This is a genomic window from Sphingobacterium sp. DR205 (assembly GCF_011064245.1).
GTDB classification, from domain to species: domain Bacteria; phylum Bacteroidota; class Bacteroidia; order Sphingobacteriales; family Sphingobacteriaceae; genus Sphingobacterium; species Sphingobacterium athyrii.
Genome location: NZ_CP049333.1, coordinates 3,975,896 through 3,997,663, shown reverse-complemented (window position 1 = coordinate 3,997,663; position 21,768 = coordinate 3,975,896). Strand labels below are relative to the sequence as shown.

The window sequence follows — 21,768 nt, the reverse complement described above, 5'->3', positions numbered from 1 at the left end:
GATGAAATGAAAACATTAAACCAAATGGATAACACTGACAAAGCCTATTTGCTCGCCAAATTATTTCCTGATGAACTTCAGGGAATGACCGAGTTCATCAAAATAGAAGCTGAACTATTTATCCGAAACCGTGAGCAGGTTTACAGGGAATGGACGGTAACGCACATTGATGCCAACCGTTGGTATGACATGATAAGCAATTTTGAGCGCAGGTACTACAAAAATGGTACAAGACTTTATAAAAATAAAAGGACTTTCAGAGACCAGCTTTTTGACGGATATGATGCGCTTTTCACGCTTCAATGCCTAATTGAATATGCAGAGGGTAGGCATTGTAATCAACAATTAAGACAGGCAATACACCTGTTTTTCGGAAATCAGAAATTTATAAAAATAACCTTAAACGATAGATAGTTATGGCTAATTGGTGTAGTAATACGGTTGTATTCGAGGGTACTCCCGAAGCAATCGAACAGGTACAACAGCTATTTAAAGCAATGGCTGAAAAAGAAAAAAAAGAAAAATGCGGACAGCTCCCCATCTTTCTAAAGGACTTTAACGAAGGATTTTTCTTCGACATCTACCAAGAAGATGATGTGACAGGAGTTTTTCAATACGAAACCCAATGGTCACCCAATATTGAAGCAGTATACAAAATAGCCGAACTCTGCAAAGTGGATTGCACACTGGACTATCAGGACTTAGGTGGCGGAGTATATGGTAGGGCAACTTTTATTGACGGAATACGCACAAATTATTTTTTAAAGCACGAAGATTTTGGACAATTAGAGTTTGACCAGGAAACAGATACCTTTCATTTTGAAGGCAAAAATTATGACAGTGAATACGATATTTTGGAAACCATCTTAGAACGTAAAATTCAAAATCATTTTAACAGTATTAAAAGTCTGAACAATGAAATTATCAAATAAACCAACAGCACATATTTTGGTTAAAGCCTACACCAATAGCGATTGGGATAATTGTGAGTTTGCAATTATCCACCTTTCACAAGATTGGAAAATGGAACAGATGGAACGGATGGAATTGATTACACCAATAGAAGGCAATTATCACTTCTGCTCAATTCACTACTATGATACGGCTGTGGATTTTTACAGGACAGGTCAAGACGACAACCTGAATATTGGGGAAATGCTTACCGAAAACGAATGGGTATTTGTCGAGCTTGACCAAGAGGAAACATTTACAGTTCCCGAAAATTCTTTGGACTGTTACAGGCTTATATTGAGCGCAAACGGTATAGGTCAATATAGAGCCTACGGAAAACATACCAGTGAAGAATTTTGGACTGAAAAGTTTTCATTAACCCCAATACTTATACAGTTATGAAAATAACGGATTTGAATGGCTGTGAATTAAAAGTAACTGACCTTGAGAAAGCCATAGAACAGGCAGAGAATTTTAAGGATATGCACCATATCCCGAAAGACCCAACAGACGGGGAAAAACAGGAATATTGGAATGACATTTACAACAAACTTTTAGAATTAAAAGACAAATTGAATCATGAGCAACTTAGCTGATAAAACGGAATATCGGGCTTTATCAATCATTGCCCGAATGGTAAAGGAATTTGAAAGACTGCATTGTTTGAATATGACCTCAACCGATGATTGGGATGCAACAGGGGCAAGAAACCTCTTGCAAGGAATTATTCAGAGTAATGGATATAAAGTGAATTATGATTTCAGGGGTAAGGGGTGTAAACCACTTCTTAAAGATGGAACACCGAAAGCAAATCGTATTTAAATCAGGTATAATCAATAAATAAGAAGTTATGGAAGCGAATTTTTTTAAACAGTTGTCAAGAATGGACATTCAAAGCCGAATGATGCTCACGATTGCCAAAGCAACAGATGATACAATGATTGTCTCAATTTTGGTGCAGAATGATGGATGCGGTGATAAAGCAAAAAATATTATTCCTCCGCTTAATCTTAAAGGTTCAGCGGAGGAACTCGATGCCGGTTTTTTTTTAAACATCAAAAAACCGATGGAAGCTGTTTCAGGGCTGATGTCCAATATGGAATCTTTTATGAAACAGTTGGAAGAAGCCAAAAAACAGTCTGCTATGGAGAAAGAAAAAACGGATAAGGAGAAAAAAGAAAAGGATGCAAAAAGCAAGAAATATAATGATGCAATGGTGAAAGCCGAAACGCTTGAAAAGGAGAAAAAATACAAGGAAGCTTGGACAGCCTTACCAAAAGCATCGGAATTCCCCGACCACGCAGAAACGATAGGGAAAAAGCAAGAATTATATCAATCCCATTTTGCACCTGACCTCTTTGCCCCACAGGAATCGGAATCTGAACAGACAATAACCGAAGTAAATGTTTAACCATAAATCGATAGATCATGTTATTAAGTGTTGAATTAGCAAGAGTATTTATACTCATGGAAAAAGGTGAGAAAATTATCCTGAACGACCCCGAACCACGTTGGAGCGTGGACGCTGTACTGAATTTTTATGCAAATATCTATCCGATATTGACGACTTCCAAAATTTCTGCACCTGTAATACGGGATGATACAGTGGAATATGTCTTTGAAAGTGTAATGGGTACTAAAGGCTGAATCCTAAAATTAAAAAACAATGAACAATGCAGGGACATATCCAATCGGGAATCATAAAAAGCCCCGAAACAGAAAAACAAATGAGACTGCACCGCAGGTTGGTGGAGTTCGCAGAGTGGATGCAAAAACCAAAGGATGCACAGGAAATTTTGAAGGACAAAAGAAAGTCCGTACCGATAGCCATGCTACCAATGGTATTTTGAGAACTTCATTTTTACCTAAATTCAGGGAATCGGAATCGATGCAGGCGTTAGGTAAATCTACTAAACTTGAAAGGGATTTTTCTGAATCCCTTTCAGGACTTACAGAACACTATGCAATAGAACCCTTCACAATAGAAAAATTTGAATTTCCTTACAATGTTAATCTTGCCTTGTCGCACACAAAGGAACAGCTAAAAAAATCTGTTGTGCATTGGGATAAGTTGCGACTGATAAAAGATAGCAACAGGGTGTATTTGGTGACAGAAGAACGCTATGATACAGGTACAACGCTTTTTTATATCCCTGTTTTTCCTCTTTTTAAGATGCTGAATGATAGAAAGTATAAAAAAGCAGCACACTTGATGCTCTCTGTATTTTCCTACTTATACCATATTGCGGATATTCCTTACTATACACAGGAAAACAGTTATCTATATTGGCAATATGAAATGCTACAGGATTGGATTCTTGATGATAGTTACACCGAAGATGATGAGGAAGATCATCGCATGGATGAAATAAGCATGGCTGAATGGGTAGGAAAAAAGATGGAACGGAAAATCTGTAATATGAACAACCTGATTTTTTTTGAAGAACGCCTGAAAACGTTCAGACCAAATGACCAATTTGATGAAAATTGTTTGGTAATGGCAAGAAAAGTCTTGGCTCTTTATCGCAGCTACCCGCAGGAGAATATTTTCCGTTATGCAAGTTCAATCATTGATGAGACAGGCGAAGATGTGGACGACGACATAATTCCAATGGAAAAATATATTTCTTTCTATGCGGACAACAAAGGTTGGTTGGCTTCGACCTTATATGAAACGGTAAATAATGAATTTCAGGAGTGTTGTGAAATGCAGCAACCTGTTATCCTAAAGTATTTTGATGGTCGTCATTTTGAAAGTATAGACCTTTCATTTGAAACTCGACTCTTTGACCTATTACATGATATTATTGATTTGTTGAACGATTACAGAAACTTGAGCAATGAAAAGTATTGATATAACACAGGATTTTGAAAACCTCTACTACCCGATATGTGCATTGGTGGTCTATCAGACAAAGGGAATTGAAACCGATGTCTATGTTGAACATTTTGATATGGATGCTAATGGAAATCCAGTTAATGCGCACCCACTAACTGTCAGGGAAGCGGACAGTTTGGCAAAATCGCTTCGCATTGAACAGGAAAAAGAAAGTGCATTTTTAAAACCAAAAACTATCCTTCCAAGCAATGTTTTGAGCCTTGATCCAAATACGGAAAAAGGAACAGTCATTTGGCATACAAAAGCGCAGGTGAGGGATCTCTTTTTTATTGAAAGTCTGGGGATTCCAAACGGTAAAGCTTATGTTCCGCCCATGCTATGGAAAGCAAGTAAATCCAGTCTTACGGTATTTGCACTCAAAAGCAACAGAAGACCTACCCTAAAATCCAAACTCCAACACGCACCTTTTTTTAATGTATATGAAGATGGAAAGGTTTGTTTGGGAACGATAAAAATTGATATTAAAAATTCTACCTCAGTTGAGGAATTTTTACAGGCTTGGGAACACTATTTCTTCCACAGCTATTTTAGCCATATGATAGCCGCAGGAAACAATGTCGAAGGAAATTGCGTAACACTTTGGAAAAGCCTCGTAACAGAGGGTACTGAATTTCCCGTTGCAGTTCTAAAGCCTACTCATTTAACCCTTAAAAATATATTGTTATGAATAATATGGAGAAAACTAAGATACATTTTGTGGATAATTACCTGTTAGCCCCGACAAATCCAATCAGCGTAAACCTGATAGGGGCAGGGGGAACAGGCTCTAAAGTACTGACGGCATTGATGGAAATCAACGAAAGTTTATTGGCGTTAGGGCATACAGGACTGCAAGTCAGGTTATGGGATGATGATGTTGTAACCTCTGCCAATTTAGGAAGACAGCGTTTTTTTGAATCTGAGGTAGGATTGAAAAAATCAGTTGCCCTAATTAACCGTGTTAATCGTTGTACAGGGGCTAATTGGAAAGCGGAAACCATAAAATTTGAACGGGATAACGCAGGAAACCTCCCGAAAGAAGCAGGTGCAATAATTACCATGACCTGTGTGGATACCGTACAAGCAAGGTTCGGAGTTGCTGAAATCCTTACCGAAATTTATCAAGGTAGGTCGTATTTCAGGGATTTTCCACGTTATTGGATGGATTTCGGGAATAGTAGATTTGTCGGACAGGTCATTCTATCAACATTGGGAGATATTCGTCAGCCAAATTCTGAAAAATATATACCTGTAGCGAATCTGCCCCTTGTCACCGAAGAATATGGGGAGCTTCTGAAACAGTCGGAAAATGAAGATAACACGCCAAGCTGTTCACTTGCAGAAGCATTCGAACAGCAGGATCTTTTCATAAATGCTTCACTCGCCCAATTGGGATGCAAATTATTGTGGGGCTTGTTCCGAAACGGAATGACCAAATATAAAGGCTGTTTTCATAATCTTGAAGATTTCAGAACTAGCCCGATATTGATTGACTAAATTATATCGGGCAAAAAGACGTTTCCATACCCGAAACGTCTTTTTGCGTAAAGCGACATAGCCGCTTTAAAATATGCATCATTAAATGATGCCCCCATGTTAGGCTTGATTATGGCATAACTTCTTTTCTTTTCGGATGGACGACCAAAGAAAAGAAGCAAAAGAACGTCGCCTGATTAAAATATGTAGATTTTAATTTCTTCTCGTATTTAACTTCGCAATAGATTATTTCCGAAGTAGCCTGATATTTTGATAAGTTTATTACCGAATTATGATTTTAGCTTAGAAAGCTCAGATTTGATTTCATTGAACATTTTGATAATAGTCTCATTATCCAAATCTCCACTGCTTATTTCAAGTTCTTCAGTCGATATACTGCACCTAAATTCCCATATTTCCAAAATATTCTCTTTTGCAATTTCGTATGATTCATAGAATTTGTTATCAGCAGAAACTTTAACCTTTGCAGAAGATTGATCTTCCAGTCTTTTGTAAGTAATTCCTTCACGCGTTATAAAAACATAGGTTTTTCCTATTTTAAGATCACTGAGAGTTTCAACATATTGGCCAATAATATAATTTCCGTCTTTGTAAGGTGGCATCGAATCACCCTCAACTGGAAATGCCCTATATTTTCCATTATGAAGAAATGGCATTGACATGGTTTGGAGATTGTCAATATATCCAGGATCGGAATGGCCTATTAAATACCCCATTGATGCTTTATAAGGAATAATTTCAATTTGATTTTCACCCATTGCATCTGTTTTTATCGGAAGCAAGATCCTGTTATCTGGTAGAGTAAGCATCTCTTCCAATTTATATTTTCTTAGATCAACAGTTAATAATAGGTCAGTACTAATGTGATAAAATCGGGAAATAGCTAACAATACATCCAAAGGTGGGGTATACTTCGCTGTTTCATATTTTGCGTACGAATCTCTGGAAATTAATAATTTCTCAGCAATTTTTTCTTGTGAGAGGTTCGGTACCTGTTTAAGACGCAAAAACCTTATGTTATCCGCTAGAATTGAGAGTGTTGACATTTTGTGACAATTTATCACAACAAATGTAATGTAAATTGTGATAAAACTTACCAATTTTGCTAAATAAATTAGTAAAAAAATGGAGCGCTCGATAGTACATTTAGATTTGGACACTTTTTTCGTGTCATGCGAAAGGCTGGTAAATTCCGGTTTAAATGGTATCCCATTAATTATTGGCGGTGGTGATAGGGGGGTAGTTTCTTCATGTAGTTATGAAGCCCGGACATTTGGCGTAAGATCCGCCATGCCAATGAAAATGGCATTGCGTCTTTGTCCACAAGCTAAAGTGGTGAAAGGGGATATGGAACTTTATTCTAAATTGTCCCACAAGGTTACGGAGGTGATTGAGGAGAGTGCTCCGGTGATGGAGAAGGCTTCCATTGATGAGTTTTATCTTGACCTTACGGGAATGGATAAGTTTTTCGGCGCGTACAAATGGACGAAAGAGTTGGGTGCAAAGATTGAAAAGGAGACAGGTTTACCGATTAGTTATGCGCTTTCTATCAATAAAACGGTCAGCAAAATTGGTACGGGCGAATCTAAGCCTCACGGTCATCGGGAAATACCACCTGTTGGTGTTCATTCCTTCTTGAACCCATTGTCGATAAAAAAGATGCCAATGGTGGGGAATGCAACATTTCAGCTCTTTTCAAGAGTAGGAATCAGAACCATTGGTACTTTAGCTGAAATGCCTGTAGAAGTTCTCCAACAGATGATCGGAAAAAATGGAACTGATCTATGGAAAAAAGCAAATGGTATTGATGACACGCCTGTTATTCCGTATTCGGAAAGGAAATCAATATCTAAAGAACGCACCTTTAGCAGTGATACGATGGATGTAAAGGAAGTCAAAGGTCTCATTGCAGGTATGGCAGAGCAACTTGCCCATCAGCTCCGTCATGAGAAATGGCTGACTTCAACTGTAGTGATCAAGATCCGATATTCCAACTTCGATACGGAGTCTAAACAATGTAGGGTTTCTTATACATCTTCTGATCATACGCTAGCAAGGGTTGCACTGGAACTTTTCGAGAAAGTTTACACAAGACGGATGCGTCTTCGTTTGGTCGGTTTAAGATTTACTGATCTTGTCCACGGGAATTACCAGATGGATCTATTTGAAGATAATGCTGAGCTTATCAGCTTATACCAGGCGATGGATAATATTAAGAAGCGATTCGGTAAAGATGCGGTAGGCAGGGCTGTTGGTTATAGCTTTTTACGTTAGAATATGTTTTTAAACTGTCATTCATATCATAGTCTTCGCTATGGTACGCTAGCGATCGACGACCTAGTGTGCCAGGCTTCGGCATTGGGTATCAAAGAGCTTGTGTTAACAGATATAAATACGGTTACGGGCATTTATGAATTCAAAAATAAATGTGAAGAAAAAGGTGTAAAACCCATAGTTGGGGTTGAAGTTCGTAAGGGAAGTGAGTTATATTATATAACCATTGCTAAAGAGTTTAAAGGGCTGGCAGAAGTAAATAGAATGCTGACTTCGTATAATTGTGATCATATTGAGCTACCGTTGCAACCCAAATTGCCAAATAATTTCATCATTTATCCTTTAACCAATATCCCAGAAATCCTGAATGAAAATGAATTTATAGGCATTCGTGAAGAGGAACTAAATCTCTTGATCCGGCCACAGTATAAAAAACTTATTTTCAAAATGGTTATACTTCACCCGATAACCTTTAGCACTAAAAAAGAGTATAATCTCCATCGTATTCTCAGAGCAATTGATAACAATGAATTGCTTTCTAAATTACCGGAAAGTGAAGTGTGTTCCAAGAAAGAATATTTTCGTCCGCCGCAAGAAATTTTGGATGCCTACAGGAATTATCCACAAATCATCGACAATACCAATTCATTACTTTCGCAGTGTAGTTTTGACTTTGCTTTTGAAACTCCACGGAACAGAAAATTTTACACAGGCTCAAAGAAGGATGATTTGCAGCTTTTAACAAGGTTGGCTTTCGCAGGGTTAGAAAGGCGATATGGAAGAAACCATGAAGCTGCAACAAAACGAGTTGAAAAAGAATTGAAAGTTATCGATGAACTGAACTTTAGCGGTTATTTTCTAATTACCTGGGATATTGTACGATACAGCAACAGTATGGGATTTATGCACGTCGGTCGTGGAAGCGGTGCAAATAGTATTGTTGCATTTTGTCTTGGTATTACAGATATATGTCCTTTGGAGCTTGATCTTTATTTCGAACGCTTTTTAAATGAAAATCGCAAGAGTCCGCCTGATTTTGACATCGACTGGTCTTGGCAGGACAGAGATATTATCTTAGATTATATTTTCAATAGGTATGGTAAGGAGTATGTAGCATTCTGTGGTACGAATGTGGAATTTAAGTACCGTTCGATCATCCGTGAAGTTGGAAAGGCCTTTGGTTTACCCAAAGAGGAGCTGGACGAATTAAGCAAATATCCCGAAAGAGTATTTCGCGATGATATCGTAAAACAGGTGCAGAAGTATGGAAAATTATTAGAGAAATTTCCAAACCAACGCTCCATGCACTCTTGTGGCATTATTATTTCAGAAGAGCCGTTAACAAATTTCACAGCACTCGAAATGCCGCCCAAAGGTTTTCCCATTGTGCAATGGGATATGCACATAGCAGAAGAAATTGGTTTCGAAAAGTTTGATATTCTATCACAGAGAGGATTGGGTACAATCAACGATACGGTTAAGTTGATTGAAGAAAAAAGAGGGATCAAAGTAAATATTAAAGATACCACCATCTCAAAGGACGAAAAAGCATGTAATGAGTTTTTAAGTCAAGGCCGAACAATCGGATGTTTCTATATAGAATCACCAGCAATGAGGGGGCTTTTAAGAAGACTGAAATGTGATAACTATAAAGTCTTGGTTGCTGCATCGTCAATTATACGCCCGGGAGTTGCTCAGTCTGGGATGATGCGCGAATATATTTTTCGCCACAACAACCCTGACAAGTTTGAGTATTTTCACCCTGTTTTTGAACAGCAGCTGGGTGAAACGTACGGCATCATGGTATACCAAGAAGATGTCATCAAGATTGCACTGCATTATGGTGGCGTATCAGCTGCGGATGGTGATATCCTGAGAAGGGCAATGAGCGGAAAAGGTAGGTCTTTAAGTGCGCTTCAAAAAGTTAAGGATGATTTTTTTGCATCTTGCAAGCAACAGGGACACCCAGAAGCACTGAGTGCAGAGATCTACCGGCAGATCGAATCTTTTGCAGGGTATTCTTTTTGTAAAGCACACTCAGCGTCTTATGCGGTAGAAAGCTATCAGAGTTTGTATCTCAAAGTCTACTACCCCTTAGAATTTATGGTGTGCGCTATCAATAATATGGGGGGATTCTACAGAACCGAAGTATACGTCCATGAAGCAAAGATGTCCGGCGGCAAAATTATGAATCCATGTGTTAACAAGAGCGAATTTATTACTACCATATACGGCAATGAGATCTATTTAGGTCTCATGCTATTGGAGAAAGTTGAGTCAAAACTTGCCCAATTAATCCCGCAGGAACGACGAGCGAATGGAGACTATAGGTCGATGGAAGATTTTATAAAACGAATTCCGATTGGCATTGAAACTTTGCAGACATTGATCTTTATTGGAGCATTCCGTTTTAGTGGGGTTCCCAAGAATGAACTGCTACTCAAAGCCCGGCTTTTATTGGGAGAGTTTAAACCTGAGAAAAGGTTTCAGATGCTATTTGAGGAACCTATAAAGGAATACAAGTTTCCGGAATTGAAGCGGAATATTTTTGAAGATGCGTTTGACGAGATTGAGATATTAAGTTTTCCTGTATCGTGTACACCATTTGATCTGCTGCAGACGAAATATCGAGGTACGGTCATGGCCAAAAATCTTACAGAACATCACAAAAAGGAGGTAAAGATGCTTGCCTATCTGATTTCAAGGAAACATGTTCCTACAAAAAGGGGAACGATGTATTTTGGAACATGGATAGATGTGGACGGAAATTATTTTGATACCGCCCATTTTCCTGACTGCCTTGAAAAATATCCATTTCAGGGAGGAGGCTGCTATTTGCTGCTCGGCGTTGTGGAAGTAGATTTTCATTTTCCTACGATAACCATTACAAAAATGGCAAAGATGCCCTTTATTGCTGATCCAAGATACGCTCACGATGAGGAAAAGAAATATGAGGCACAGCAGCGAATGAAAGAAGATGTCAGTATGACTTTTCGAGCCCCTTATCCACAGGAGCATGAGATTGGACTTCCGAGAAAAAAACTGTAGATCTAAATACTATTGATGATTTCTCGCTAAATGATATACCAAATGCGGTTTATACAAAAAAAGTGTAGAACCTTGTTGGAACTGTGATATGATTTAAAACTACAATTTTACAATCGGCAAAAAGTAAGGATTGCTACAAATCCGTCAAACCTCATATGTTAATTCTGGAACCTCTGTATAGACAAATGCTTTAGTTGGAGTTCCCGTTGTTTTAAAATCCTTTTCTATTGTATATGCTTCCATTTCAGATGCACTGATTTGATAAGTTGCAAGCTCGGTAATTCGTTCCTCACTAAGATCTTCCATCATCCATTCCCAAGCTAATTCATCTGGGAGCATTGTAGGCATGCGATTTTTTGAGTTATGAATTTGTCTCATTAGAGGATTTGCCTCCGTAGTTACCAGAGCTACCGTATCCACTGTTTCTCCTGTGTCCTGGTCAGTCCAATTCTGCCATATTGCAGCTATAAAAAAATATTCCTTGTTTTTGAGACCTATATGATAAGGAAATTTATCGGCAGTTTTTAATGGTTCGCCAGTTCTTTTGTTCAAACGAAAGATATGACGCCACTCATAGAATTCACTGGAAAGAATTAAACAGCGACGTTCTAAAGCCGCCTTGCGAAACATTTTTTCCCTTCCCGTGTTTTCGTCCTTAAGTAACAATTCCTCTCCCTTAGCATTAAGAGTAGTATACGCCGGATGCCATTTTCCTTTTCCATCTTTATAACCAAAGCGCATTTTCTTAACATCCTCTCTGTTTTTTACATAGAAAGGTATAAAACCCCATTCCATCTGAACGATGTCAAAATTGCATTTGTCCGCAGTTGGTTTCAAAACAGCAATATTTCCGTAGTTAAAACCTTCATGGATTTCTTGATCTAAAAAATCATAATTCATTACCGCCTTTTCCAAATCCATTAGACGAATAAACTCGTCTCTTGAAACTCGTTGTCCGTTGTAATAACACATATAATTACTTTTTTAAATGTTTAGTTATCTCCTTACCGAATAGTTCTGCTTCTTTTTGTCTTCCCTGTGGGATACTTGTCCACAGATCACCAGCCCACGTTTTGGCTAGTGTAATTACCAATGGGGCTCTTTGATCATCAAAAACTAATCGAAAAACCTGCTGATCCTTCAACCTATGTTCAATTACAGCAATTTTCAAGCCGTCGATTTCAATTTCAAACTTCTTGTTATCAAAGAGATTACCCATGTGCTTGAAGGATTATTGATCTTATATAAATTTACCATTTTTAATGGAAAAATGTGTCTTTACTAATGTTAAATATAGTACCAAAAGTTATATCAAAATAAATGAAATAAGGGCTGTTTTCGATCGAAACAGCCCTGTTATTGCAGTTGTTATATTCTATTATATTATAAGAATTATCGTACCCTAAAATCCTAATCTTCCTTTGTTTTTTGTGGATTTCCTCGAATATTTCACGTTTGAAATTTGTTTCGCTTGCCTATGATTTTTTTGCTTAGACGATCTTTCATTCTTATTTTCATCGCGCACCTCATACTTTTTTCTATTCTTATTTGTTTGGAAGCTTTCAAACATGTTTTTTTGTTTATGATCTATATCCGGCTGCTCATTTTCAGATTGTTCAACCCACAACAGGGTTGTAAGGGATATATCAACTAATCCGTCTTTACATATTAATAAGGTCTCATCCTTTAAAGCGGCAGCCATCGCCTGGCATGCAGATGAAATTGATAGATAGCTGAACACATTATCCCCTGTTGCATTTTCATAGCAGAACTCCTGAGCTTCATATGCTGTAGTGAATGTTTTGACTGATTCTGTATTTACTGGAGAATGATCTTCAAAGGCAACATATTTTTCACCTTCTGAACGCACTTCTTTTAGAAATTCGAACATTTTATTAAAATCGTTTTTCTGGATAATCATTTTATTTATTTTGGTTTTAAACTTTAAGAAAGAGGCAGTAATAGTTCAGGTGCTGCCTCTCGCATATTTAATCGATATTGTTAAATTGAAAACTGACCTGTTTTTCGTTTCCAAAATTGTCACTTATCCATACGTTGAAGGATTGGGATACGGTAGATAAAGACGTATAATAAAGTCTAAATTCTCTGTCGGGGATCAGATAAACATCATTGGGTTTGTAGGGCGGATCATTGAAATACTTTAGGGTTCCCTTGCCGTCAAATTGAAAATAGCGCAGATAATATTCTCCTTCATTATAGCTTCCGAGCTGCTGGATATCGATCCTTATCTCAACTGTTTGTCCATTTGCGACTTCTTTTGGAACTGGAAGTATTCTTAACTCAAATGGAAAATTTTGTTGTACCTCCAGTTCCTCACTATTGCAAGAAACTAGCGTTAAGCACAAAGCAACCAGAACTAACCTTACAATTGCTTTTATTTTATTTTTAATTCTTTTCATTTTTTTAATCTTTAAAAGTTGAACCTTAAACCAATACCCGCTGAAGGACGAAATAGCTTCAGGTCGGTTCCCCATATCAGCTTTGAACGTCCATGAAGCAGAAATACAATACGATCGGAGATGTAGGTTTCCAAAGACAGATCGAAACCAGCTCCATAAATAAAATTGTCCTGACTAAGGATTTTTGCTCCGTCGAATAGCAAACTATCTCCTTTATTAATCATTTCATATCCTGCAACAGCTGTAAGTCCACCATTTAAGGCAAGGTTTTTTCGGGGATTACTTAGTAATTTTATACTGTAGCCAATTTCACCGGTATACGTTTCCAGGGGAATTTGCAAACCCCTATAGTCTGAAAATTGATGGTTATATTCTGCCCGCCAGATCCAGTAGCTACCACCTTTGGTATGCACTGATAAGGTGATGTTGTAGAAATAGTCCCTTTTAATACTCTTGGATAATAAACCACCGCCAATTTCAAGGCCTTTTTGCCCTGATAACATACGCTGTGCCTGTGTTATGTGAAAACTTACTATAGTGAGAATCACAGCAATTATAAATTTTTTCATAGCCCTAATTGTTTGATTTTCAATTCCATTTCTTTTATAATCTGCGCATTAACCAGATCTGAATTTTCAACTTGTAACGTCTGTATACGCCCACCATTTTTTTCGAATATTTCAATGACCAAGGCTTTATCATCTGCCACTGTAAATTGATCTAATAAAAAAATATTTTGGCCGGATTCTTTACTTTCAATGGCTGTCAATGGCTTATATGTACGCAGGGGTTGAATTGCCCTTTCCTGTATCACCGTGCGTTTTGCCACTTTTTTGTCTATGATCTTGAAGGTTATAAAATCAATCTGATAGGGGACGCTACTCTTATTGCGTAACTCAGTATGGAAATAGTATTTACCATTATGGACATAGATCCCCTTTAACAGAAACTGTATTCCAAAACTTTTACTGCCAATATGTTTGATATGACGTTGATCTTCTTTAGAAATTGTTTCCATAATCAGGCTTGCAAAGGATGGTGAGTCTTTACCTAGATCTTCAAACAGTACATCATTTCCCTGTTCCCTGTCGGATGCCCTTTTCATGGTCAGTAGGTCATAGTTCAACGATTCAGGATAGCCACTATAAAAGACGTTAAAATTATAGAACCTGCCGTCTTCAGTAATCACCGAAAAGTTGGTCTCTTCTTCGAAATCTTTCACTGCAGCTTTTATCCGCAATACATTTTCGGCATCATCGGCTTTTCCGGCGATGAGATATTCGCTCCCTAGGTCTACGTAGCGGATAGCTGATGGAAAGATAAGATGTGTGGTCTTATTATAAGTAACAGTAAGATGATAAGGTTCAACTTTACCCATATCAAGCTGTTCTGTAATTGATGCACTTTGTGCCTTTAAATTATTACAGATAAGGAGTATACAAAGAATTACAAATATGTTATTAATGATCGTTTTCATAATTTTTAATTACATTTAAGAGTTATTTTTTTGAAATAAGAAATACCTGATGGCCAGCTTTAAGCATGACCTTTGGGGTCCGCATTTTCTTTGAAAAATATCCGGAAACTCCCTGTATAGCACCGCGGGACAAGTCACTTGCGATTTGCTGTCCTGCGGATCGGGTCATCATAATGCTTGTTCCAGAGGATTGACTCATGTTGGCAGCGATTTCAGTTAATGCATTCATCTCAGGTGAATAGGGGACATTCAATCCCAACTGTCCGTCCAGATCATAAATACTGATATCAACAGGAATGATATTTCCCTCGGATTCGATGGAAGAAATCTTTAATTGCAGACGTCCACCATTGAATTTTGCAGCAGCAGTAACGATCGTGCCAGACGTAATAGTGAAGCCAGCCGTTTTTGCAGGTTCCAATAATCGTAATTTAACGGAACCATCGATGGTAACAGTTGTCGTTTCATGGATGCTCGCACGGATACTGTTTTTTGGGGTTGAAATCTGCTCGGTAAGCCCAGCAGTGTAGAAACCCCGGTTTCTTTCTCCATTTACATTGTCCAAAAATTCCTTATCCGTGGGTTCGCGATATAGTGCTGACACTGCGTTCGAGTGGAGCGGTGCAACGGTTGCGAATGATTCCTTTTGAAGCGAATGGTTCTTTCGGTTTGTGCTATCCGTTCCGACCGACCCATTGTCACTCCCAGTATTTGGTAGATATTTTGCTGCCATCTGATAGGATTTTTCCATTAACTGCAATTGATCATTAACAGTAAGTGGAGCAGGACTTGCATCCCTTTCACTTAACTGTTGCTTTAACCCCTCAATTTCTTTACGCAATGCGTTGGATTCATAACTTTCATTCGAATTATAAAATGAACCAAGCGTTGCCTGAGCATTACGATAACTATTTAGTGCAGGATTCGCACTCGGAGAAGTTTTTTCTAATGTGTAGGCTTCCTGGCCTCTGTTTGGGAAAGAATCGTTCATCTGCTGACTTTTGTCTTCAATCCAATAATCAGATAATGAGGTAAGCATGTTCCTTTTTTCCTGATTCTTCTCATCTATCAGGGCTTGTTCATAGGCTTTTTGCTTATCTGACTGCATGCCTATTTTTGTGGCCTGTGGAACAGCTCCATTTAAACCACCATCTTTCTCTTCTTTTGCCTTGCCCATCGGTTTAAAGATCATATACAGACAGCCTAGAAAGACAATGCCCATAAGTAGGTATATGATCGGTTTTTTAAACTTTTCCAATTTGGACTTTTCATTACCGTTGATTAAATCTTCGGATTGCTGGTCAGGCTCTTCGACCAGGATACTAATCCTCTTGTTTTCATTATTTTCCATGATTATTATTTTTTAAGTTAGTAGAAATGCTGTCCTTCGTCTGTTGCGAGGACTTTTCTTTCTTTGAAACTGGATTTTCAATATGTCTGATTGCTACCTCTTCTTCGACTTGGCCAGTTTCTACACATACCTTCGCAACAACTATTAGTGTTAGAATGGTATAGCATAAAAAGAAATATACCGTGTATTTTCGCTGTTTCTTAACAGGCAGTTCTCGCCAACGGTCATCAAGATCGTTTATGCGATTCTCAATCTTTGTTCTTAGATTCATAATTGTTATGATTTAACGTTCTACGACTTCCAGATCCTTATTTTCAACTACAGCAAACTTTTCGATGTTGAAACCCTGGGGGTTATTGTCAGATCGAACCGAGTTGAGCAGATTACACGATGTAACCAGATTTCGCTTAGTCAAATTGCTGGAACGAATGATAAATTGGGTGGCATATGTTCTTACGGAATAGGGATAGGCATCGAAGTTACAGACTACACTGTCGACTTCTATACGTTGCTGAACATTACCACTGATGATGCGATTATAATACCCCTTCTCAGCCAAATCATTGTAATAGTCAAAAACGCTCTTGTCTGCAAGATTAAACGCCCGTTTCATATTACTTTCAATAGCATTTTTGTCCGGAGCCAATGTGAAAAATAGCTCATGAAACCGGCGGACATGCTCTCTCGCCTCGACGGGGCGATTGATACTGGCATCTTGAGAAAGCGCCAGCATCAATGATTTCCCCCCATCAAGAACATAGATTTTTTCCCGTTGAGTTTCGGCAAAAGAATAGGATTTCCAAATAGCAACACCTGCAACTGAAATACATAATACCGCGAAAATGATAGCATATAGTCTAATTTGGCGGAAGCTGTTCTCAATATTTCTTAGGGTTTTAAATTCCATGTTTTCAATTTTATAGATTTGTTATTTTTTTAATAATCGACCACCAATATTTCCCGCAACAGCACCTGCACCGCCGCTGACCATACTTCCTGCCTGTTGAATATTACGGGTGAAGTGTCCGGCTCCGGATGACTGGATGATCCAGCCCGTGACCGTAGGGACAGTGAAATATCCCACAATACCAATAATCATGAATATGATGTAGACCGTATTGGTCGTGTCCGGAAGGAATGAAGGATCAGATAGATTTTCGATATCTCGTTCTAAAATCAATGACTGAATCCGCGCAAGGATCGCACTGAACAAGTCTGCAACAGGAAGCCATAGATACACACTGACGTAACGGGTAAACCACTGTGTTAATGTTGACTCAAAACCTGACCAGACACTTATCGCAAAGGCAATTGGACCCAAAATGGAGAGAACGATCAGAAAGAATGTCCTGATGGTATCTATCACCAGTGCTGCGGCATTGAACAATATCTCCAGAAATTCCCGGAAAGCGTCTTTTACTTTTTCTCCCAGCTTGAACATTTCCCGTTCAAAGTACATGCCCGTCATGGTAGAAAGGTCACTTGGTGACCAACCCAATTCTTCAAGTTTCTTGTCAAATTCTTCATCCGAAACCAAATAGGCTTTTTCAGGATTTCGTATCATGGCCTCGTATTCCAACTTATCCTTCTTTTCTTGCAAAGCATTCAGATCAATGACCTGATTTTCAAGCATCGCATGGGTTCCCTTAACCACTGGACTTAGTACCGCATTGATTGATCCTAAAACAATTGTTGGAAAGAACATTATGCAGATGCCAAGTGCAAATGGTCTCAATAATGGGAAAACATCAATTGGTTCGGCTCTGCTGAGTGCTTGCCAGACTTTTATGGCTACATAGAATAACGCGCCTAAACCAGCTACGCCCTTTGCCACCCCAGCCATATCAGCAGAAAGTGGGATCATCTCGTCATAGAGTGAGCGCAAGATTTCGTGTAGATTCTCGTATTCCATGATATTACCAATATTTTTGATCTGGATTTCCATAGAGCTCTAAAACTCGTTTGGTATTGTTCTTCTTCTTAGCACGTATGATACTTACCGAAATGTTTTTGTTGGTGAAGTATTTGACAAGTGCATGGTATTCTTTGACCTCCTTATAAACCTGGTCGATAACCTCCATTCTTTCCTTATCATTGAGGGAAAGACCATTAGCAGAAATAATCTGCTTGAGATCTTTCAAAAGCTCTGTGCTTTCGTTCAGTAGTGCAGAATATCCGTTTGCGATGGACGCTAATTCATTGGGTTTGAAATTGGGGTCATTCATCATTTTGTCAAAATTGGTAACGTACATTTCTGAAACATCACCTACCAATAGGACAGTCTGTTGCACTTTTCTTGCATCCTTAACCAGGTTATTGACTGCTTTCAACTTGTCGTAGTATTCTTTCCCTTGTTCGTAAACCCGTTTGACCTCATTGAAATTTTTGACAACATTGGAAACAGTTGATGACGTCTGTACGATTTCATTGGCGCTGTTGACAATTCCTGAAGCCAGGTTGGTCGGGTCAGTAACTACCCATTGGGCTCTTGCTTGCGGTGAGATAGCAAATGTGAATACCATCATCACCATGAAAATGAGTTTTTTCATTGTTCTAAAAATTTAAAATGATTAATTATTATGTTGATTTTCGGTCTTTTTAAGGACGATACGTTTGATCGCCTGTTCGACGTTTCCGTCGAGCTCCTCAGCTAATTGCATAACTTCGAGCTTTTCAGTTTCCTCTGTGGTATAAGCATAGTATTCAGCCATTGAAACTTCCGTCGCATAAACTGCTGAATGTGTACCCCCAAGTCCGATCCAGACCTCCTTGTATTTTCTGCTGGGATCGTTGTTCATATTGATGGAGAGAATTTGGGATTTCTCTTTTTCAGTCAGGCCGAGCATGGCTTGGATATCATCAAATTTGTTCATGTACTTACGCTGATCGAGAAGGATCTTGCAATCTGAATTGTTAATGATGGTCTCTTTAACCACTGGTGAATGAATAATGTCATCCACCTCTTGTGTCACGACAATGGCCTCCCCAAAGAATTTTCTAACCGTCTTAAAGAGATATTTTATATACTCGGCGAAGCCCTCTTTTGCTATCGCTTTCCAAGCTTCTTCTATTAAAATTAGTTTTCTGATACCCTTTAACCGCCTCATTTTATTAATGAAAGTCTCCATGATGATGATAGTTATGATCGGAAAAAGTATCTTGTGATCCTTAATCGCATCAATCTCAAAGACAATGAACCTCTTATTGAGTAAATCAAGCTCCTTCTCGGAATTTAACAGGTAGTCGTACTCACCACCCCTGTAGTAGGGCTCCAGAACGTTTAAAAAATTGGCAAGGTCAAAGTCCTTTTCACGGACTTCTTTTGCTTTCAATATTTTTTTATACTCAGTTTTGACATACTCATAAAAGCCATTGAATGAAGGCATAACCTCACTGGTTTTAATGTGATCAATATATCCACTCACGGCGTTGGACAATGCCACTTCTTCGGAACGTTTCGGAGCTTCATCGTCTCTTTTCCAAAGCGTTAAGATCAATGTTTTTATACTCTCACGTTTCTCAATATCAAATACGTTGTCGTCGGTGTAAAAGGGATTAAATGAGATTGGATTATCTTCGGTATAGGTAAAATAGACACCATCATCGCCCTTCGTTTTTCCCTTGATCATTTCGCAAAGTCCCTGATAGGAGTTTCCGGTATCGATCAGCAGAACATGGGAACCCTGTTCCCAATATTGTCTAACCATATGGTTTGTGAAAAAGGATTTTCCTGAACCAGATGGACCGAGAATAAACTTATTTCGATTGGTAATTATCCCACGGCGCATAGGTAGATCTGAGATGTCCAGATGTATTGGCTTTCCTGTCAGGCGATCCGCCATCTTAATTCCGAAAGGTGACGGTGAATTCCAATAGTTTGTTTCTTCTGTGAAAAAACAAAGTGAAGGTTCGATAAACGTGTAAAAACTCTCTTCACTTGGAAAATCACCTGAATTGCCCGGCATACCCGCCCAAAAAAGCGTAGCGACGTCCACCGTGTTATGTCTCGGCTTGCATTCCATTAATGCCAATGCACTACCGGTATCATTTTTTACCCGTTTGAGTTCAGATGGATCATCTGCCCACGCCATGACATTAAAATGTGCTCTTATCGAAGAACGACCAAAGGAGTGGGCTTCGTTTAAATACTTCTCCAGCCATTCTCTATTGATTTGATTGGATCGGCTATATTTTGCCAAGGAATGCATGTTGCGGGCAGATTTCTCAAATTTTCGAAGATTATCATCTGAATTATCCAAAAAAAGATATTGGTTATAGATGTGGTTACAATTTAAAAGTAGCCCGACAGGTGAGGCGAAAGATAATAAGCAATCACTGCGATCCGTAGACAACTTCTCGTAACGGGTATCTATCGAGACCGTACTTGGTAGATCATCCGTATCAGACAAGGTGTGTAAACAGAGCCTTTTATTTCCGATACGGACTTCTTCATTTCCCAAAGAAAGATCCTGTAAAGGTGCATCTTTATCCCTCGAAAGGGTAAAGTATTGATCCAAAAGTCCTTGCTGGTCATCTGAGCCTGTTATTTCTTCTGCAGTAAGTCTTTCAACTTCTATAAAACCACTATCGTTCAATATCCTTTCAAACTGCGACACAGATTCCATAAAGCGATGGATATTTTCTTTGTCACGTATTTCTTTAGGAATCAATACTCCTTTGCAGAGTGAACTAAAATTGCTCTGCATTCTCATCCTTTCTTTTGTGGTTTTTGTTAAAAAAAGATAGCAGTAATGGTTCAAAAAAGGACGTTCGTTAAAGTGCTGCTGATAGGACTTTCCCAAAAAACTAAGTCCGTCCTGGGTGATATCCGGCTCATAATTTTCCTTGATAAACCAGTCTTGTTTATGAATGATAGAATAATCAGGAAGGGTTTTTATTGCCTTGTACCAAGCCGAGTGGATCGCTTCATATTCAGCAGATGCTACCGTAAAAAGTTCAGGTAAGACCACTCTAAAACATACTGTAATATCTGCATCTTTTGAGATGATACAATTATCTTCTACTGCGAGCAGGGGGAACTTTGATTCTAAAGTCATTGTCTTTAACATATTTCTCATAATTGGATGGATTTGGAATTCAACTTTGATTTTAAATAGCGCCTGATTGGTTTGCGATTTACAATGAATCGTGGATGCCTTTTTTTTGAGGCGACTTTCATTAACCCATGTTCGCCATATTTACCATTCAGGGCGAATGTCTGCCAGATGATAAGAGAGGAACCCGCACTTCCAAAAAATAGGCAGATGTATGAATTAACACCCATCATATACAGGATCATCACAAAAATCAATGCACCGAGAAGCCCACCGGCAAAAATGAATAGATATTGGGCCTTAAGTCCTTTGAATTCAACTGAACGTCCAACACCTTTATTGATATTAAAACTTTTCATAGATGCTGGTTTAGAGGAAGAATGACCTTAAAATGGTAGCTGCTACAATAAGGAAAATGCATGCGCCAAACCAGCTTGCCGCAGTCTTACTTGTGTCGGGGTCACCGCTGCTGAACTTGTTGTAAACTTTTACACCTCCAATTAGCCCAACTACAGCGCCAATGGCATATACAAGCTTGGTCGCCGGGTCAAAGTAACCTGTGATCATCTGCGTTGCTTCCTGAATGCCGCCCTGTCCGTTACCCTGTGCAAATGCACCAACTGTTGATAGCATTAATACTGCTGTCAGCCAAATTCTTTTTCTTTGTTTTTCCATGATTTAAACGAATTTTTTGTTATTCTTTTCCTGCACCTTGCAGGCTTACATGGCAAATGTGAGATAGAAATCAGGGCGCCTATTTAATCTGGAAATCAGAGGCGTTATTTGGCGTTAAGTGGCTTTTTGTTTGGTTGGATTTG

At 38.6% G+C, this 21,768-nt stretch carries 27 protein-coding genes; 12 read left to right on the top strand and 15 right to left on the bottom strand.

All coding sequences use genetic code 11. From position 1 onward, the window contains the following. Positions 1–6 precede the first annotated feature (6 nt). From G6053_RS17240 to G6053_RS17195, 10 genes are read left to right on the top strand one after another with little or no spacing between them, the layout of a single operon-like run. On the top strand, positions 7–414 hold the full coding sequence (locus G6053_RS17240) for a hypothetical protein (RefSeq protein ID WP_165307444.1): 408 nt from the start codon (positions 7–9) through the stop codon (positions 412–414). A gap of 2 nt (positions 415–416) precedes the next feature. Then, entirely contained in the window at positions 417–932 is a 516-nt protein-coding gene (locus G6053_RS17235) for a hypothetical protein (protein WP_165307443.1), read from the top strand. Then, positions 916–1,353, top strand: coding sequence for a hypothetical protein (locus tag G6053_RS17230; RefSeq protein ID WP_165307441.1), 438 nt, complete (start codon positions 916–918; stop codon positions 1,351–1,353). Before G6053_RS17235 ends, G6053_RS17230 begins: the two co-directional genes overlap by 17 nt. Further along, positions 1,350–1,547 (top strand): 3-isopropylmalate dehydratase, encoded by a 198-nt coding sequence (locus G6053_RS17225; protein WP_165307440.1) that lies wholly within the window; start codon positions 1,350–1,352, stop codon positions 1,545–1,547. The genes G6053_RS17230 and G6053_RS17225 overlap by 4 nt, the downstream gene beginning before the upstream one ends. Then, the gene (locus G6053_RS17220; RefSeq protein ID WP_165307438.1) at positions 1,531–1,773 is read left to right on the top strand and encodes a hypothetical protein; all 243 of its coding nucleotides are present in this window, start codon (positions 1,531–1,533) and stop codon (positions 1,771–1,773) included. The genes G6053_RS17225 and G6053_RS17220 overlap by 17 nt, the downstream gene beginning before the upstream one ends. Before the next feature lie 28 nt (positions 1,774–1,801). Beyond that, positions 1,802–2,362 (top strand): PRTRC system protein E, encoded by a 561-nt coding sequence (locus tag G6053_RS17215; RefSeq protein WP_165307437.1) that lies wholly within the window; start codon positions 1,802–1,804, stop codon positions 2,360–2,362. 17 nt (positions 2,363–2,379) lie between these two features. After that, the gene (locus G6053_RS17210; protein WP_165307435.1) at positions 2,380–2,598 is read left to right on the top strand and encodes a PRTRC system protein C; all 219 of its coding nucleotides are present in this window, start codon (positions 2,380–2,382) and stop codon (positions 2,596–2,598) included. 19 nt (positions 2,599–2,617) lie between these two features. Continuing rightward, positions 2,618–3,805, top strand: coding sequence for a hypothetical protein (locus G6053_RS17205; protein WP_165307433.1), 1,188 nt, complete (start codon positions 2,618–2,620; stop codon positions 3,803–3,805). Then, a complete protein-coding gene (locus G6053_RS17200) occupies positions 3,792–4,517 on the top strand; it encodes a PRTRC system protein B (protein ID WP_165307432.1) in 726 nt (241 codons plus the stop codon). The genes G6053_RS17205 and G6053_RS17200 overlap by 14 nt, the downstream gene beginning before the upstream one ends. After that, complete coding sequence (locus tag G6053_RS17195; protein ID WP_165307430.1) at positions 4,514–5,326, top strand: PRTRC system ThiF family protein; 813 nt, start codon at positions 4,514–4,516, stop codon at positions 5,324–5,326. Before G6053_RS17200 ends, G6053_RS17195 begins: the two co-directional genes overlap by 4 nt. A gap of 269 nt (positions 5,327–5,595) precedes the next feature. Here the strand turns inward: G6053_RS17195 and G6053_RS17190 are convergent, their stop codons facing one another. After that, entirely contained in the window at positions 5,596–6,372 is a 777-nt protein-coding gene (locus G6053_RS17190) for a LexA family transcriptional regulator (protein WP_165307429.1), read from the bottom strand. A 79-nt stretch (positions 6,373–6,451) separates the two neighbouring features. Between G6053_RS17190 and dinB the strand changes: the two genes are divergently transcribed. After that, entirely contained in the window at positions 6,452–7,600 is a 1,149-nt protein-coding gene (gene dinB / locus G6053_RS17185; protein ID WP_165307427.1) for a DNA polymerase IV, read from the top strand. Positions 7,601–7,603: 3 nt separating this feature from the next. Then, a complete protein-coding gene (gene dnaE, locus G6053_RS17180; protein WP_165307426.1) occupies positions 7,604–10,648 on the top strand; it encodes a DNA polymerase III subunit alpha in 3,045 nt (1,014 codons plus the stop codon). A gap of 144 nt (positions 10,649–10,792) precedes the next feature. On the opposite strand, the gene G6053_RS17175 is transcribed toward dnaE, so the two are convergent. The 14 genes from G6053_RS17175 to G6053_RS17110 form a co-directional block, all read right to left on the bottom strand. Next, positions 10,793–11,620: an SOS response-associated peptidase family protein gene (locus tag G6053_RS17175; RefSeq protein ID WP_165307424.1), complete on the bottom strand. Its 828-nt coding sequence runs from the start codon at positions 11,618–11,620 to the stop codon at positions 10,793–10,795. Positions 11,621–11,624: 4 nt separating this feature from the next. Beyond that, positions 11,625–11,867, bottom strand: a complete 243-nt coding sequence (locus tag G6053_RS17170) for a hypothetical protein (protein ID WP_165307423.1) — start codon at positions 11,865–11,867, stop codon at positions 11,625–11,627. 183 nt (positions 11,868–12,050) lie between these two features. Further along, on the bottom strand, positions 12,051–12,569 hold the full coding sequence (locus G6053_RS17165; protein WP_165307421.1) for a hypothetical protein: 519 nt from the start codon (positions 12,567–12,569) through the stop codon (positions 12,051–12,053). A 67-nt stretch (positions 12,570–12,636) separates the two neighbouring features. Further along, a complete protein-coding gene (locus tag G6053_RS17160) occupies positions 12,637–13,068 on the bottom strand; it encodes a DUF3872 domain-containing protein (protein WP_165307419.1) in 432 nt (143 codons plus the stop codon). A gap of 11 nt (positions 13,069–13,079) precedes the next feature. Beyond that, entirely contained in the window at positions 13,080–13,637 is a 558-nt protein-coding gene (locus G6053_RS17155) for a conjugal transfer protein TraO (RefSeq protein WP_165307418.1), read from the bottom strand. Beyond that, entirely contained in the window at positions 13,634–14,545 is a 912-nt protein-coding gene (traN, locus tag G6053_RS17150) for a conjugative transposon protein TraN (protein ID WP_165307416.1), read from the bottom strand. Before traN ends, G6053_RS17155 begins: the two co-directional genes overlap by 4 nt. Positions 14,546–14,567: 22 nt before the next feature. After that, positions 14,568–15,896: a conjugative transposon protein TraM gene (traM, locus tag G6053_RS17145; RefSeq protein ID WP_165307414.1), complete on the bottom strand. Its 1,329-nt coding sequence runs from the start codon at positions 15,894–15,896 to the stop codon at positions 14,568–14,570. Then, positions 15,886–16,167 (bottom strand): nitrogen regulatory IIA protein, encoded by a 282-nt coding sequence (locus G6053_RS17140; protein WP_165307413.1) that lies wholly within the window; start codon positions 16,165–16,167, stop codon positions 15,886–15,888. Before G6053_RS17140 ends, traM begins: the two co-directional genes overlap by 11 nt. A gap of 12 nt (positions 16,168–16,179) precedes the next feature. Then, positions 16,180–16,803: a conjugative transposon protein TraK gene (traK, locus tag G6053_RS17135; protein ID WP_165307412.1), complete on the bottom strand. Its 624-nt coding sequence runs from the start codon at positions 16,801–16,803 to the stop codon at positions 16,180–16,182. A 21-nt stretch (positions 16,804–16,824) separates the two neighbouring features. After that, positions 16,825–17,808 carry a conjugative transposon protein TraJ gene (gene traJ, locus G6053_RS17130; RefSeq protein WP_165307410.1) on the bottom strand — a complete coding sequence of 328 codons (984 nt, stop codon included), beginning with the start codon at positions 17,806–17,808 and terminating at the stop codon, positions 16,825–16,827. Between the two features lie 4 nt (positions 17,809–17,812). Continuing rightward, a complete protein-coding gene (locus tag G6053_RS17125) occupies positions 17,813–18,445 on the bottom strand; it encodes a DUF4141 domain-containing protein (RefSeq protein WP_165307408.1) in 633 nt (210 codons plus the stop codon). A 21-nt stretch (positions 18,446–18,466) separates the two neighbouring features. Further along, complete coding sequence (locus G6053_RS17120; RefSeq protein WP_165307407.1) at positions 18,467–20,974, bottom strand: TraG family conjugative transposon ATPase; 2,508 nt, start codon at positions 20,972–20,974, stop codon at positions 18,467–18,469. Next, the gene (locus tag G6053_RS17115; protein ID WP_165307405.1) at positions 20,971–21,309 is read right to left on the bottom strand and encodes a DUF4133 domain-containing protein; all 339 of its coding nucleotides are present in this window, start codon (positions 21,307–21,309) and stop codon (positions 20,971–20,973) included. The genes G6053_RS17120 and G6053_RS17115 overlap by 4 nt, the downstream gene beginning before the upstream one ends. 10 nt (positions 21,310–21,319) lie before the next feature. Beyond that, entirely contained in the window at positions 21,320–21,625 is a 306-nt protein-coding gene (locus G6053_RS17110; protein WP_165307404.1) for a DUF4134 domain-containing protein, read from the bottom strand. Positions 21,626–21,768: the final 143 nt, after the last annotated feature.

Excerpts from the sequence above, each read along its gene's own strand:
- G6053_RS17240 (WP_165307444.1), top strand. The coding sequence starts at position 7 with ATGAAAACATTAAACCAAATGGATAACACTGACAAAGCCTATTTGCTC.
- G6053_RS17235 (WP_165307443.1), top strand. The coding sequence starts at position 417 with ATGGCTAATTGGTGTAGTAATACGGTTGTATTCGAGGGTACTCCCGAA.
- G6053_RS17230 (WP_165307441.1), top strand. The coding sequence starts at position 916 with ATGAAATTATCAAATAAACCAACAGCACATATTTTGGTTAAAGCCTAC.
- G6053_RS17225 (WP_165307440.1), top strand. The coding sequence starts at position 1,350 with ATGAAAATAACGGATTTGAATGGCTGTGAATTAAAAGTAACTGACCTT.
- G6053_RS17220 (WP_165307438.1), top strand. The coding sequence starts at position 1,531 with ATGAGCAACTTAGCTGATAAAACGGAATATCGGGCTTTATCAATCATT.
- G6053_RS17215 (WP_165307437.1), top strand. The coding sequence starts at position 1,802 with ATGGAAGCGAATTTTTTTAAACAGTTGTCAAGAATGGACATTCAAAGC.
- G6053_RS17210 (WP_165307435.1), top strand. The coding sequence starts at position 2,380 with ATGTTATTAAGTGTTGAATTAGCAAGAGTATTTATACTCATGGAAAAA.
- G6053_RS17205 (WP_165307433.1), top strand. The coding sequence starts at position 2,618 with ATGAACAATGCAGGGACATATCCAATCGGGAATCATAAAAAGCCCCGA.
- G6053_RS17200 (WP_165307432.1), top strand. The coding sequence starts at position 3,792 with ATGAAAAGTATTGATATAACACAGGATTTTGAAAACCTCTACTACCCG.
- G6053_RS17195 (WP_165307430.1), top strand. The coding sequence starts at position 4,514 with ATGAATAATATGGAGAAAACTAAGATACATTTTGTGGATAATTACCTG.
- G6053_RS17190 (WP_165307429.1), bottom strand. The coding sequence starts at position 6,372 with ATGTCAACACTCTCAATTCTAGCGGATAACATAAGGTTTTTGCGTCTT.
- dinB (WP_165307427.1), top strand. The coding sequence starts at position 6,452 with ATGGAGCGCTCGATAGTACATTTAGATTTGGACACTTTTTTCGTGTCA.
- dnaE (WP_165307426.1), top strand. The coding sequence starts at position 7,604 with ATGTTTTTAAACTGTCATTCATATCATAGTCTTCGCTATGGTACGCTA.
- G6053_RS17175 (WP_165307424.1), bottom strand. The coding sequence starts at position 11,620 with ATGTGTTATTACAACGGACAACGAGTTTCAAGAGACGAGTTTATTCGT.
- G6053_RS17170 (WP_165307423.1), bottom strand. The coding sequence starts at position 11,867 with ATGGGTAATCTCTTTGATAACAAGAAGTTTGAAATTGAAATCGACGGC.
- G6053_RS17165 (WP_165307421.1), bottom strand. The coding sequence starts at position 12,569 with ATGATTATCCAGAAAAACGATTTTAATAAAATGTTCGAATTTCTAAAA.
- G6053_RS17160 (WP_165307419.1), bottom strand. The coding sequence starts at position 13,068 with ATGAAAAGAATTAAAAATAAAATAAAAGCAATTGTAAGGTTAGTTCTG.
- G6053_RS17155 (WP_165307418.1), bottom strand. The coding sequence starts at position 13,637 with ATGAAAAAATTTATAATTGCTGTGATTCTCACTATAGTAAGTTTTCAC.
- traN (WP_165307416.1), bottom strand. The coding sequence starts at position 14,545 with ATGAAAACGATCATTAATAACATATTTGTAATTCTTTGTATACTCCTT.
- traM (WP_165307414.1), bottom strand. The coding sequence starts at position 15,896 with ATGGAAAATAATGAAAACAAGAGGATTAGTATCCTGGTCGAAGAGCCT.
- G6053_RS17140 (WP_165307413.1), bottom strand. The coding sequence starts at position 16,167 with ATGAATCTAAGAACAAAGATTGAGAATCGCATAAACGATCTTGATGAC.
- traK (WP_165307412.1), bottom strand. The coding sequence starts at position 16,803 with ATGGAATTTAAAACCCTAAGAAATATTGAGAACAGCTTCCGCCAAATT.
- traJ (WP_165307410.1), bottom strand. The coding sequence starts at position 17,808 with ATGGAATACGAGAATCTACACGAAATCTTGCGCTCACTCTATGACGAG.
- G6053_RS17125 (WP_165307408.1), bottom strand. The coding sequence starts at position 18,445 with ATGAAAAAACTCATTTTCATGGTGATGATGGTATTCACATTTGCTATC.
- G6053_RS17120 (WP_165307407.1), bottom strand. The coding sequence starts at position 20,974 with ATGAGAAATATGTTAAAGACAATGACTTTAGAATCAAAGTTCCCCCTG.
- G6053_RS17115 (WP_165307405.1), bottom strand. The coding sequence starts at position 21,309 with ATGAAAAGTTTTAATATCAATAAAGGTGTTGGACGTTCAGTTGAATTC.
- G6053_RS17110 (WP_165307404.1), bottom strand. The coding sequence starts at position 21,625 with ATGGAAAAACAAAGAAAAAGAATTTGGCTGACAGCAGTATTAATGCTA.